General features: G+C 47.7%; 11 protein-coding genes. 8 read left to right on the top strand and 3 right to left on the bottom strand.

Annotated elements, in window-relative coordinates; genetic code table 11:
- Window positions 1-63: 63 nt before the first annotated feature.
- Complete coding sequence (ileS, locus tag HP399_RS23200) at window positions 64-3144, top strand: isoleucine--tRNA ligase (protein WP_173619267.1); 3081 nt, start codon at window positions 64-66, stop codon at window positions 3142-3144.
- 215 nt (window positions 3145-3359) lie between these two features.
- On the top strand, window positions 3360-4334 hold the full coding sequence (locus tag HP399_RS23195) for a Gfo/Idh/MocA family protein (protein WP_173619187.1): 975 nt from the start codon (window positions 3360-3362) through the stop codon (window positions 4332-4334).
- A gap of 79 nt (window positions 4335-4413) precedes the next feature.
- Here HP399_RS23195 and HP399_RS23190 read toward each other — a convergent pair whose 3' ends face one another.
- Window positions 4414-5004 carry a TetR/AcrR family transcriptional regulator gene (locus HP399_RS23190; protein WP_173619186.1) on the bottom strand — a complete coding sequence of 197 codons (591 nt, stop codon included), beginning with the start codon at window positions 5002-5004 and terminating at the stop codon, window positions 4414-4416.
- A 149-nt stretch (window positions 5005-5153) separates the two neighbouring features.
- Here HP399_RS23190 and HP399_RS23185 point away from each other — a divergent pair, with 149 nt between their 5' ends.
- Window positions 5154-5792, top strand: coding sequence for a DUF2306 domain-containing protein (locus tag HP399_RS23185; protein WP_173619185.1), 639 nt, complete (start codon window positions 5154-5156; stop codon window positions 5790-5792).
- A 23-nt stretch (window positions 5793-5815) separates the two neighbouring features.
- Here HP399_RS23185 and HP399_RS23180 read toward each other — a convergent pair whose 3' ends face one another.
- Window positions 5816-7384, bottom strand: a complete 1569-nt coding sequence (locus HP399_RS23180) for a hypothetical protein (RefSeq protein WP_173619184.1) — start codon at window positions 7382-7384, stop codon at window positions 5816-5818.
- A gap of 48 nt (window positions 7385-7432) precedes the next feature.
- Entirely contained in the window at window positions 7433-8326 is an 894-nt protein-coding gene (locus HP399_RS23175) for a LysR family transcriptional regulator (RefSeq protein WP_173619183.1), read from the bottom strand.
- 247 nt (window positions 8327-8573) lie between these two features.
- Between HP399_RS23175 and HP399_RS23170 the strand changes: the two genes are divergently transcribed.
- From HP399_RS23170 to HP399_RS23150, 5 genes are all read left to right on the top strand, one after another.
- Window positions 8574-9509: a dipeptidase gene (locus HP399_RS23170; protein ID WP_173619182.1), complete on the top strand. Its 936-nt coding sequence runs from the start codon at window positions 8574-8576 to the stop codon at window positions 9507-9509.
- Between the two features lie 35 nt (window positions 9510-9544).
- Window positions 9545-10603, top strand: coding sequence for a P1 family peptidase (locus HP399_RS23165; RefSeq protein ID WP_173619181.1), 1059 nt, complete (start codon window positions 9545-9547; stop codon window positions 10601-10603).
- Window positions 10604-10675: 72 nt separating this feature from the next.
- The gene (locus tag HP399_RS23160; protein ID WP_173619180.1) at window positions 10676-11485 is read left to right on the top strand and encodes an alpha/beta fold hydrolase; all 810 of its coding nucleotides are present in this window, start codon (window positions 10676-10678) and stop codon (window positions 11483-11485) included.
- A 231-nt stretch (window positions 11486-11716) separates the two neighbouring features.
- The gene (locus tag HP399_RS23155; RefSeq protein ID WP_173619179.1) at window positions 11717-12241 is read left to right on the top strand and encodes a hypothetical protein; all 525 of its coding nucleotides are present in this window, start codon (window positions 11717-11719) and stop codon (window positions 12239-12241) included.
- Window positions 12242-12664: 423 nt separating this feature from the next.
- The gene (locus HP399_RS23150) at window positions 12665-13762 is read left to right on the top strand and encodes an NAD(P)-dependent alcohol dehydrogenase (RefSeq protein WP_173619178.1); all 1098 of its coding nucleotides are present in this window, start codon (window positions 12665-12667) and stop codon (window positions 13760-13762) included.
- Window positions 13763-13774 lie beyond the last annotated feature (12 nt).

The raw sequence follows: 13774 nt of genomic DNA, 5'->3' as shown, positions 1-13774 counted from the left end.
GGATTTTTTTGCGTTCTATGAACCTACACTTCTACGCAAACTACAGAAGAAGGAGTGTACATGATGAGGAAAGTAGACGTAAAAGAAAAAGCAAGGACACGAGAGTTACGCATTCTGGATCAGTGGAGGGAAGATGACACATTCCGCAAGTCGATGGACAATCGGCTAGGAAAGCCTAATTTCGTCTTTTATGAAGGTCCACCGACCGCCAACGGACAGCCGCATATCGGTCACGTGCTCGGACGGGTCATCAAGGATTTCATCGGACGTTACAAAACGATGTCCGGTTACCGTGTCGTCCGCAAAGCAGGCTGGGATACACATGGTCTCCCGGTAGAGCTTGGGGTGGAGAAACGACTCGGCATTTCCGGCAAGCAGGAGATCGAAAACTACGGAGTGGCCAAGTTCGTCGAGGAGTGCAAAAACAGCGTATTTGAGTACGAAAAGCAATGGCGCGAGTTGACGGAAGGCATCGCTTACTGGACAGATATGGAGCATCCATATGTCACCTTGACCAACGATTACATCGAAAGCGTCTGGCACATCCTTTCTGAAATTCATAAGAAAGAACTGCTGTACAAAGGACATCGTGTCAGTCCGTATTGCCCGGATTGCCAGACGACACTCAGCTCCCATGAAGTGGCGCAAGGCTATGAAGACGTGAAGGACTTAAGTGCGACCGTCAAATTCAAAAGCAAGACAAACGAGGACATCTTTCTCGCGTGGACGACGACACCATGGACACTTCCAGCAAACGTGGCATTGGTTGTTAACAAAGAGCTCGATTACGTGCGGGTGAAGCACAAGGATGAAGTGTACGTCGTAGCAAAAAATCTCGCGGAGAAAGTGTTCAAGGAAGACTACGAGGTTTTGTCCACGCACAAAGGGGCAGAATTCGTCGGTACCCCGTATGAACCGCCTTTTGGCTATATTAAGGTAAACCATGGACATATCGTCGTCGATGCGGACTATGTCAGTGATACGAGCGGAACTGGCATTGTGCATACTGCGCCAGCGCACGGGGAGGATGACTATCGCACGACCCGTCAGCATGGTCTTGATTTCGTGAACGTCGTGAATTTGGCTGGCCGCTATACCGATCAAATCTCAGATTTCGCGGGTCGCTTCGTCAAGGATTGCGACGTCGATATCGTAAAGGATCTGTCTCATCGCGGACTGTTGTTTTCCAAGGAGCGTTACGAGCATAGCTATCCGTTCTGCTGGCGCTGCAAATCGCCACTGCTCTACTACGCGATGGAGAGCTGGTTCATCAAAACGACAGCGATCAAGGATCAGCTGATCGAAAACAACAGCAAGATCGAATGGTATCCAGGCCATTTGCGCGAAGGGCGCTTCGGGAAATTCCTCGAAGAGCTCGTAGACTGGAATATCAGCCGCAATCGGTATTGGGGGACGCCGCTCAATTTATGGCTTTGTCAGGATTGTGGCTGCGAATATGCGCCAGGCAGTGTAAAAGAGCTGCGTGAGAAGTCTGTGGCGCCACTCGACGAGAATCTGGAGCTGCACAAGCCGTTTGTGGATAATGTGAAGCTGCATTGCTCTTGCGGCGGTACGATGGAGCGGACCCCTGAGGTCATTGATGTGTGGTTCGACAGTGGTTCGATGCCGTTTGCTCAGTACCATCATCCATTCGGCGACGAAAAGGTATTTCAGGAGCAGTACCCTGCCGACATCATTTCGGAAGGAATCGATCAGACGCGGGGCTGGTTCTTCAGCTTATTGGCAGTTTCAACTTTGTATAACGGAAAAGCCCCTTACAAGGCGGTCATCTCTACCGGTCACGTTTTGGATGAACACGGTCAAAAGATGTCCAAAAGCAAAGGAAACGGGATCGATCCGTGGGAGGTTATCGAGGAGTTCGGTGCAGATGCGTTCCGGTGGGCACTCTTGTCTGACAGTGCGCCGTGGAGCAGCAAGCGGTTCTCCAAGCGGATCGTCGCCGAGGCGAAGTACAAAGTGATCGATACGATCCATAACACTCATGCTTTTTATTCGTTATACGCCTTGATCGATGCATTCAAGCCAGAAGAGCATCTGCCACAACCGCCTGTGAATGAATTGGATTGTTGGATACTATCCCGCTTGAATACCACCTTGCAGCACGTGGAAAAAGGTCTGGAAACCTACGATTTCATGAATCCGGCTGGGCATATCGAAGCGTTCGTCGACGAGCTGAGCAACTGGTACATCCGTCGTTCGCGGGATCGTTTCTGGAGCAGCGGGATGACTCCTGACAAAGTATCTGCTTACCAGACCCTGCGGGAAGTGTTGCTGACGCTGGCGAAGATGATCGCACCATACGCACCGCTGATCGCAGAAGATATGTATGGTAATCTGGGTGGAGAAGGCAGTGTTCATTTGACTGACTATCCGAAGGTGAACACAGAAGCAATCGACGCAACCCTTGAGCGGGACATGGAAACGGCTCGACACATCGTGGAGCTGGCTAGAAATGTCCGCAACGAAACTGGACTCAAGACCAGACAGCCTCTGTCCGAGCTGATCGTATCGATGGAGCAGCCATTTAACCTTGAGAGATTTGCTGGCATTATCCAAGACGAGATCAATGTGAAAAACATTCGGGTGGAGCAAAGCGACAGCAGCTTCGTGACGTATCATTTCAAGCTCAACCTGAAGGTAGCTGGGAAAAAATACGGCAAGCACGTTGGGCCAATCCAAGGGTATCTAAAAGAATTGAACGCAGCCGATGCACAGAAAGCGGTGGACAATGGCTACCTGGATGTAGAGGTCGCAGGCGAGAGCGTGCGGCTTACACTAGATGAGTTGCTCGTGGAAAAGCAAGGGAAGCAAGGCTTCGCTTCTGCATCTGGCTATCAGCTCCACGTGGCCTTGAATACGACACTCACAGAAGAGCTTGAGCAAGAAGGCTTGGTTCGAGAAATCATCCGTGTCATCCAGGATGCACGCAAAAAGCTGGATTTGCCCATCGATAAACGTGTCCAGCTCACACTGGATGTGGGCGATGAGCTACGAGCAGCATTGGAGCGTTTTGATCATGTTTTGCGTGAGAGTGTACTCGTTTCGGATGTGTCGTTTGCGAAAGCAGCAGATATGGAGACCGTTTCGTTTGGAGACAAAACATTTGGTTTACACATCGTGTAACAAAGCGGTTGGATAAAGAAACAGCTAGGGAACATGGTTGGTATACCGGTTCTCTAGCTGTTTTCTTCAGTCATGTAACATCTCTGGGTCAAACCATACGTCTTCATAATCGTCCGCAACTGACAATCTGAGCTTTTCAGAAGGAATGTTCAGATGAATGGAGAAAGGGGTAGAGGCACGAAGACGAACATTCACCAGGAAGAGAGGAAATGCAGATGGACCAAGTGAAATGGAACGTTGGGGTGATTGGCGCAGGCGTCATGGGCGAACGCATGATGAATGCTATCCGTACCCACGAAAAATTTCGAGTAGCCGCAGTGAGTGATGTATCGGCGGAAAGAGCACAGGAAGCCGCGCAAAAGTCCGGTGATGTGCCTTGGTACACAGATTATAAGGAATTATTGAAAAAGGTAGAGCTGGACGTCATCTATTTGGCAGTTCCTCCCAAATTCCATCACGCCATTGCTCTGGATGTGCTGGCGCACAAAAAGCATTTACTCTGCGAAAAGCCGTTGGCTAATTCGTTGACAGAAGCGCAAGAAATGTTGGAAGCAGCAAATGACGCAGGGGTTGTCCATGCGATGAACTTCCCGCTCTACTATCAAGGTGTTTTTCCTGAGCTCTCACGCAGACTCGAAGAAATCGGAGATATCCGACGCATCGATATCTTGACGCATTTTCACCAGTGGCCGCGTCCATGGCAGCAAACACCTTGGCTGGCTGGTCGTGAGCAAGGCGGCTTCATCCGTGAAGTGCTCCCTCATTTCACTCACCTGACTTACGCGCTCTTCGGAGATTTGCATGTAGTACGCTCAGAGGTAGATTATCCAGCAGATCCTGCGCTATGCGAGACAGGTGTATCGGCTTTCCTACGTCTGACAGATGGTACCCCGGTTACGATCAATGGCTTGGCGGGTATCGCGCACCAAGAGCATTTGGATTATCGCGTGTACGGGTCAAAAGGGACGCTGAGTGTCGTGAACTGGAGCAATCTGTTTGTGGGTGGACACGGCGAAGCGCTCGTTCCGGCTGAAATTCCACAGCAAGACCGTCTCTCCCTGTTGTTGGATGAGCTGTCCATTGCCATTAACGGTGGGGACGCTAGACTGGTTACGTTTGAGACAGGCGTGAAAGTACAGCAAGTGCTGGAAGCATTGCTTGGACATGAAAAAGTACACTACATCAAATAGAATTTAGCAGGAACAGTCCATGAAAATAGAGCAGTTGGGCAGGGGTATCACATCCTGCGCGACTGCTCTTTTCTTTTTGCTATGGCTCGTATGTCTGTAAAAGCTGCTCTATATGCTTGATGGCAAAATGGACATGCTTGTTATCGCGGGTGAGTCTGCTTGCCATTATGGCTCCTTCAATGGAAGAGAAGATAACCGAAGCGACTGCTTCTGCGTCCATTTCAGCACGAAATTCTCCCTGGGAGATTCCTTCTTCCAGCAACCCTTGCATGAACGATATGGTCTCTTGGTAAGCGGCGACGGCATAGTTGCGAAGAACAGGGAACGAATGGTCGCTTTCGACGGCTGTGTTGAGAAGCGGGCAGCCGCCTTGGAGCGGGGGATTGTTTACCGCATCAGAATATACCTTTGCCATGGCTACGAGTTTTGCAGTGGCTGTGTCCTGTTTTTCTAGCGCAGCCGCAAAATGTTCATTCAATACTTCACCAGCATATTTGAAGGCCTCGATTGCTATTTCATCTTTACTGGCAAAACCTCTGTAGAGAGCGCCTTTGGTAAGTCCCGTGGCATCCATGATGTCTTGCATGGAGGTTCCTGTATAACCGTTTTGATTAAACAGCTCGGCTGACTTCTGGATAATATGCAGCTTTGTTTTTTCGCCTTTTCGCATCGCGATAGTCCTTTCATTCGGCCAACACGGTCTATATTCGTCCAAGTTATTGTAACATTTCTCTCATGTACGAAAGAAGGCATTCATGTAAAATCAAAAGAGACCGAACTGTCCGGTCTCAAAAATTGAACAAAGGGTTGTGTGACAGGATGAACCGTATCAAACCGTATTCGATTGTCATTTTCGTCGCTTGTATAGCGATCACGTATGCACTTGTGCAAAACTTTCTCATCGATCCAGAAGCGAAAGGCTTTCTCAGTCACAAGTCTGATTACAACAAAGAGCGAATGAACACATCGATCTGGCTTACGGTGATGTATGTCCATTTGTTTTTCGCTCTGATTGCCCTGGTCTGTGGAGTGGCTAACTTTTCGGACAAGCTGCTCGCAGAGAACCGCAAGCTACATAAAGTAACAGGCTATGTTTATCTTTTTAGTGTGTTGGTTGTGGTAGTCACCTCGGGATTTATGGCCCCTTATGTAACGGGTGGAAAAGTGGCGAGTTGGCCCTTCCACTTGTTGAACGTCATCTGGCCGGCCATCACCATTACGGCACTCGTCAAAATTAAAAAGCGCCAAGTCATGAAGCATAAGGAATGGATGGTCCGGAGTTTCGTCTTCTTGTTCACCAACATGGCGATTCATCTCGTGAAGCTGATCGTAGAGAAGGTAGTAGGATTGCCGTATGAGCTCAGCTACACAATCGGTGTATATGTCGCCATGATTGGACTTGTCGTGACGGCGGAGATGATCATTCGTACGAAATTGCGAGCACGGAAAAAAGCATGAGAGCGACTCAGCTTTTTCAATTGTTACTCCTCTTCGACGCTCTCACTTCCTTGTTTCGGGGGAAATAGTCTCTGTAACTCTCGTTTATTGTAATATTCATTTTGCAGAAGAGTGGGTTCAACTGCGTAGGCTAGCTCGGGGCTTTGTGGTGCCACGGATTCCAATGTGATGTGGATGCTTTTAATGGGGGGCTTGATTTCAGTCTTGGGGGATTTTTTTTGATTCCTCTTTTTGTTTTTACTTTTGTTTACTGGTTGGGGGTTCGCTACAGGTTCGGCGATGTTTTGTACTTCCTCCACCACTTCTATATTTCCTTGGAAGAACAAATGGTGTGCTGTTTCGTTTATCGCATCTGTATCCCCCTCTTGCAAATCTCGTAATGAGAGTTTCGATCTCTCGATGAGAAGGTTGATCTCGGGCTCTAGGAGCTCTTGAGTAATTGTTCCATGTGGATCGTCTTTCCAAAATGTATTGATCGCCTGCACATCGCCCGCAAAGTATTCCAACTTATGCCGAGCGTAAATGTGCTTCCAGCATTTTTCGGAAATGACTACTTTCACTTTGATTTTTTCATCAAATTTGGTTAGCTGGTAATCCCAAGTAAAGGTCGCTTCCTTGAAAGCATCTTGTACGTCTTGTACGTCTTGTGTGTCTTGCGTGTTTGGTTTCGCTGTTTTGTCTTTTCCATACCCTAATAAATGCTGCTCTGAGCCCAAATCCTCTAACTTGCTTGCTCCCGTTTTTAGCCATTCTGCAGGTACACGCTTCACATTTTTCGTTTCAGATTTGTACCAGATGGTTTCATCATAGCCTGGTTCCTTCGTGAACTCCTGACGCACTTTCTCCAAGCAGGTCTTTATATCATTCATTATTTTGGAAAGCTCTTCATCCATCTCTTCGGCCAGATCATCATCTTGCTTCGTTTTTGGAAACAGCATGGTCAAATGGTAGAGCTTACGTATAAACGAATCGATTTTTCTTAGTTGTTCAGAGATTGCCTTTTCTCTGGCGATGATTGTCGACTCCTTAGCCGTGCTTACCATCTCAATTTGAGGATCGAATTTTGAACCGGGATTCCCAGTCGTTTCTTTAAATCCAGGCACCAAGTTCTTATAGAAATTCACCAATTGAATCCTCGTGCATTTTTCATCGTTATCGGAGACATCTTTTACTTCGCTTATAAGTTGAGCGTAGGATTCCTTGGCTGCCTTAAATGTTTCGTTCGGCAATTGCCGGATACCCTCTAATAATTCGCTCAACGTGATAAGCGAATGCTGGGAGATGGTATGATCCATTTGCATCTCATCATTTTGAAAAGCTTCGCTTCTAGCTTCTTCTGCGGTTGCTCGACGAGCCGTATTATGGCCATCTTCGTCTTTAAAGCGTTGAATTGGCTGTTTATTAGGCACGATTCCCTGCCTCTGGGATTTCATTAATTGAATCAGTGCACGATTTCCAATCGACTTCTGCAGCTGGATAAGGTGTGACGGGCTATCTCGCTTGATGGATGCAGAAGGTGGGGGCATCGTTTTGTGGAAGGGCTGCTGCAGAGTGGGTGTTTTGGCTACGTGTTCGAATAGATGAGACGACATGGGAAATCACCTCCAGGGGATCTGTATGAATAGAATGTGGTGGCTAACCTACTGCTGCAAGGCTTTGCTCTGCATCAAAAAGTCGATAAACGTACGCATAATCCCGTGAACAGGTGTATCCTTGAGGTAAATCAGCTCGAAGTTCCGGTTGATTTGCGGCAGGTTCAGGACGTCTACTTCCTGCAGCTCGCCTTCGCTCAAGTCCTTGGAGATGGCAAAGCGAGGCAAAAAGGCGATGCCCAGCCGTTGTTTAACCATCCGCTTCACGACCTCGATGTTGTCAGCCTCCATGACGACATTGTTTTGTAGCTGAAAATGGCTGAATGCATTGTTGATCAGCTTCCAGTCGAGCGAGCCCCGATTGAACAAGATCAGTCGTTCACGTGCGACTTCTTCAATGGAGACCTGATGGCGGAAAGAAAATGGATGGTCGGGATAAATCGCTAAGACCATGTCATCCGGCATCAGTTGAATCCGGTTAATCTGTGGATGGGTAACAGCACGAGCAATTCCGAATGACACCTCGTGGTTCAGAACCATATCGAGCACCTGATGGGAATGTCCGGTGAGGATCGTCAGCTTGATTTTGGGGTACAGCTGTTGGAATTGCTGGACGAGGTCAGGCAAAATGTAAAAGGCGGAGACAAAAACGGTGGAGATGGTCAATTCTCCCTCTACATCGCCTTGTGATCGCTGAATCGCTTGCTGTCCCTCTTGTAGCATGTGCATGATGTTTTTCGCATAGGGAAGGAACAGATCGCCTTCCTTTGTAAGAGAAATCGTATGACCCGTACGTTGAAACAGCTTACAGCCCATAGTCGTTTCGAGTGCCTTGATCCGCATGCTGACCGTGGGCTGTGACAGATAGAGCAAATCAGCCGTTTTGCTGAAGCTCCCGGTCAGGGCGACAAAGATGAATGCTTCAATTTGCTCCATATTCATGAGTAGTGGCTCCATTATGTGAATTTTTAAATCGTGTAGAAAAGTTTACGTGCTTTACAGTGTAAAAGCGACCGTGTTTAAACTTTCCGCAAAAACGCGGCTGCTCCTCCTCGGACATACCTCGATAATGTTTTCTTAAGTGACTTATTGCAATAATTTATTGGATTCGCTCTCCAAAATACATTACCTTAAAATTAACAGAATAGGTAGTGTTCTCAAAGGAAATTAGCACAAGGGATGGTTAAAGATGACCAAGATGCCGATTATCGATTTGCACTGTGATGCACTTCTGAAAATTTGGGAGAAAAATGGGGCTCTGTCCTTTGCGGATGCGGACGAGCTAGACGTCAACAGAAAACGGCTGCACGATGGCGGGGTAAAGCTGCAGTGCTATGCGATCTGGACATCGCCTGAATTGTCCACGGAGCAACGTTTTCAAAAAGCTTTGGATCAAATTCATTACTTTTATACAGAGGTGCTCGGAAAACATCCAGAAATGAAACAAATTCGTGATTGGAGCGATCTCGACCATTTACAAGAGGGTGAGATCGGAGCATTGCTGACGTTGGAAGGTGTAGAGCCAATCGGCAACGATTTGAAGAAGCTGCACATTTTGTATCAGTTAGGGGTTCGCTCTGTGGGCCTCACCTGGAACTTCGCGAATCTCGCTGCGGATGGTGCGCTGGAACCGAGGAATGCCGGACTGACAACTTTTGGCAAGGAAATCGTTCAGTTTCACAATGAGCATAAAATGTTGACGGACGTCTCACATCTAGGGGAGGGCAGCTTCTGGGATACGATTGAGCTCGCTACATACCCGATCGCGAGTCATTCAAATGCACGAGCGATCTGCGACCATCCACGCAATCTGACGGATGAACAGGCAAAAGCGTTATTTGCCAAAGGCGCGAATGTACACGTCGTCTACTGCACTCAGTTTATCAATGAAACGACACCAACCACGATAGATGATCTGATCAAGCATATCGATCATTTTTGTTCACTCGGTGGCGTGCGTCATATCGGGCTTGGCTCTGACTTCGACGGCATTACCGCAAAGGTCGTGGGCTTGGAGCATGCGGGTCAGAGCCAAAACCTGATCAACGAGCTGCTCAAGCATTTTAAGGAAGAAGAAGTGCGCGGGTTTGCCTATGAGAACTTTCTGCGCAATCGTCCCGTGTAAACGATCGGCACAGCCTTACGAAAGGAATGGAGTGCATGACGAAACAAATTCGGCAGCTCGGTGCGACAATCGGGAAGCTGCCGGTCGGTAAGAAAAATGACATTACGGATGTAGCCGGAGTCCGAGTGGGACATGTGACGATCCAGCATGAGCTGGACAACGACGACTATGCATGCACAGGAGTGACAGCTATTTTGCCACATGGCGGTAGCTTGTTTCGCGAAAAAGTAACCGCAGCCAGCTATGTGATCAATGGCTTCGGCAAAACGACGGGACTCGTGCAAGTAAATGAGCTGGGGGTATTGGAATCGCCGATCATGCTCACCAATACGTTTTCCGTTCCAGCGGTTACACAAGGGACTCTGCAATACATGCTGGATACGAACGAAGAGATCGGGGACACGACCGGGACGATCAACATTGTCGTGGGCGAATGCAACGATGGTCATCTCAATTCCATTCGCCGCTGTGTCGTGCGCCCGGAAGATGCTCGAGAAGCGATTCTGAACGCAACGGACCAGGCCGTAGAAGAAGGAGCTGTCGGGGCAGGGACGGGGATGATTGCCTTTGGCTATAAAGGTGGTATCGGCTCGTCTTCTCGTATCGTTGTGGCTGAGGAGCAGGTCTATACATTGGGGGCTTTGGTACTCAGCAACTTTGGCAACAAAAATGATTTCTTGGGAGCAAATCTGTTCACAAGCTCTAAAAGCAATGAAAACGCCGTAGAGAAGTCCGAGGATGGCTCCATCATCATCGTACTGGCGACAGATGCGCCGCTCAGTGATCGACAACTGCTTCGGGTAGCAAAGCGCGCAGGAATCGGCTTGGGACGAACGGGGAGCCATTTTGGGCACGGGAGCGGCGACATCGTTATCGCTTTTTCCACAGCTCAAAAAATCCCGCATCAGACAACAGCCGTTACGGAAACCCGCGTGCAATTACGCGAGGATCACCCGATCATGAACGAGCTGTTTGCTGCTGCGGCAGAAGCGACAGAGGAAGCCATCTACCACTCTCTTTCGCAAGCAGTCACGACTAGGGGAAGAAAAGGACGCATCGTTCATGCGTATCCAAGTCAGGACTTAGGAGAGTAGTAACATAACCTTACAACTGGTGACATACCTTGAGTGTAAAGAGGTGCATGGTGTGAAACAGGAGGTAGGGTTATGTACATTGAAGTCGAAAAGGGTGTCACGGTTTTCGTTGAAGACCTCAATCCTGGCCCGAATAGCAAAACGATTTTTTTCGTTCACGGCTGGCCGCTCAACCATAACATGTATTCCTACCAATTCAACGTACTTCCTCAGCATGGGTTCCGCTGTGTTGCTATGGACATACGCGGCAACGGCCAATCGGACAAACCGTGGAGCGGCTATACGTATGATCGCTTAGCAGATGACATCTATGTCGTTTTGGAAGCATTAAAGATAAGGGATGCCGTCTTGCTAGGTTTTTCAGTGGGTGGAGCCATTTCGATTCGGTATATGTCTCGTTATGAGGGGCGCCATATTTCCAAGCTAGCGTTAGTGGATGCGGTTTCTCCTTCCTTTGTGAAAATGCCGGGTTCTCCATACGGCGTCCCGAAGGAGCAAGCAGATGGGCTGATCAGTCAGATGTACGCCAATTTACCTGAGTTATTAAACACGGTTTCTTTGCAGTTTTTCAATCGAAATTTAGGGACTGCTACGCTCCAGTGGTTTGTCAAAATGGGGCTGGACTCCGCGTCCTATGCGCTCATCAAAATCATGCAAGCAGCATCGAGGGAGAATGTAATCAATGACTTGAGTCAAATCCGTGTGCCAACCGGAATCTTTCATGGGATTCACGATCAATTGATCCCATTCAAAAGCGCCGAGCTCACCCAGCAGCAAATCAAAGGGTCGAAGCTGTTTCCGTTTGATAACAGTGGACACGGTTTGCCAATTTGTCAGGCGGATGATTTTAATAAGAAGCTGATGGAGTTTATTAACGCTTGATATGGAGAGGTTTAGAAAGCCGATATTTCTGCCTTGGTGCAGCATATCGGCTATTTTTTTAGAAATTACCAAAATATCGTTTTCAATCGCACTGAAAGCTGGCACGTCTCCTTCTGTTTATTTTTAAAAAATAGATGAGGGTAGTGCTCTGAAAAACGATGAAATTTATGGACTTAGTGTTCTGGGGATTACATTTGATGAAATGGTGTTCTTTGAAGCGGAGGTGAATCGATGAGCCAAATGAAAGTTGTACCCGTCGAAGTTCCCTGGATGATCAGTCCCTCCCATGATTTTGCCGGTTTTACTGGTTATGAGGATCGGGAAGTAAGCGTGGAAGTGATGTGTGGATTTAATCAAAAGCGATACGACGAGGTCATGTCTAAGCTACAAGAGCAATACGGGGATGACATTCCAGACGACGAATACAATAAAGCCGGCAGTGCTATGATCAAAATTACATTCAAGGCGATCGGTCTTTTTACGAAATACGGTAAAATAGACGGTTATGAACGATATGATTTCAGCATGCTTGATCCGTACTATGACGGAAGCTTGTCTATCAGTGATGAATGGAACGAAACGAATGTTTGCCCGAACCCTGGATTCTATGAGGTTGTGGAATCGAACGTGAAAGAAGCTTTTGGATTCACATCCCCGCGAGTAAAGCATTGGGTATTATGCGCGCATGATTCATGTATCGATGTGTTGGCCTATTCATTTGAATGGGAGGAGGTAGAATGGGGGAAAGCAAAATAACGGTCGCTCCCAGCTAGAAATACCGAGAGAAATCAAAAGGCATTGCCCATTCTTGCAAACAAGAGGGCGATGCCTTTGTTTTTTGTCTTACTTTGAACAATTTGTTCAATATGAGCTAGACAATTTGTTCAATTCGTTCAAAGGCAATCGACAAATGTACGCGTAGAAAAAATGCGGATAGAGTGGGATTTCGTTCATTTTCAGTTGAAAAATATATTTGGAATGAAAATTGCTAATGGAATAATCCTCGGAGAAGAGAAACTAATACTTTACTCTCGACGCACAACACTCGATTGGATTTTTCTTCATTTCCTACAGCAAGGTGTTATATTCAGGTGTCTTTACGAAATCATAAATGAATCTGGTAGGTTAATCCTCGAAAAATGATCGAGTGGTGCGAAGAAATCACCGGAGGGATATTTTATGCAAATGAAAGCTGCTGTTACTCACTCAAAAGGTGAAGAATTTCGTATTGAAACAATTCAACTCGATGAACCTAAGAGCGGAGAAGTTCTGATTCGCGTCGTAGCTTCTGGAATTTGCCACACAGATATGATTGCGCGAGATCAAGAATATCCTGTTCCGCTTCCTGCCGTTCTGGGCCATGAAGGTGCGGGAGTAGTTGAAAAGGTAGGCGAGGGTGTTACTTATGTACAGCCTGGCGATCATGTGGTGCTCGGTTTTGCCCATTGCGGAAAATGCCACTATTGCTTGAGCGGACGCCCGTATGTATGTGAAAGATTTTTCGAGCTGAACTTCCTTGGCAATATGGAAGATGGGACAAAAAGACATCACTGCGAAGAGAAAGGATTGTCCAACTTCTTCGGTCAGTCCTCTTTTGGAACGTACACGATTGTAAATGAGCGCAATCTGGTGAAAGTAGACAAAGATGTGGATTTGGCTCTTTTGGGACCGCTTGGTTGCGGTATTCAAACAGGTAGTGGCACGGTCATAAACAGGCTGAAGCCAGAGGCAGGATCAAGCATTGCCGTGTTTGGTGCAGGAGCGGTTGGGCTTAGCGCGATCATGGCTGCGAATGCAATCGGCTGCGGCACGATCATTGCGGTCGATGTGCATGATAATCGTCTTGAGCTGGCAAAAGAACTGGGTGCGACCCATGTCATTAATGCGCGAAACGTTGATCCGGTAGAAAAGATCAAGAAGATTGCCAATGGCGGCGTAAACTATGCAGCAGAAACTGCTGGTCGACCAGGCGTGTTGCGTCAAGCTGTCGATGCACTCACATTCTGCGGAGTCGTAGCGCAAATCGGGGCACCTCCACTCGGAACCGATGAGAAAATCGATACGAACGACTTGCTCTTGCTCAACAAAACTATTACGGGCGTGGTAGAAGGGGCTTGCGTACCGCGCATTTTCATTCCGCAGCTGATCAATTTGTACAAGCAAGGGAAATTCCCGATGGACAAGCTGGTAAAATTCTATCGTTTCGATGAAATCAACCAAGCGGTAGCCGATTCTCATAGCGGTAAAACAATCAAAGCAATCATCAAGATGGACTAAGCTAGGAGGACA

The sequence above is a fragment of the Brevibacillus sp. DP1.3A genome (genome assembly GCF_013284245.2).
Lineage (GTDB): Bacteria > Bacillota > Bacilli > Brevibacillales > Brevibacillaceae > Brevibacillus.
The sequence above is the reverse complement of the archived record's forward strand: the minus strand, read 5'-3'. Positions and strand labels throughout refer to the sequence as shown.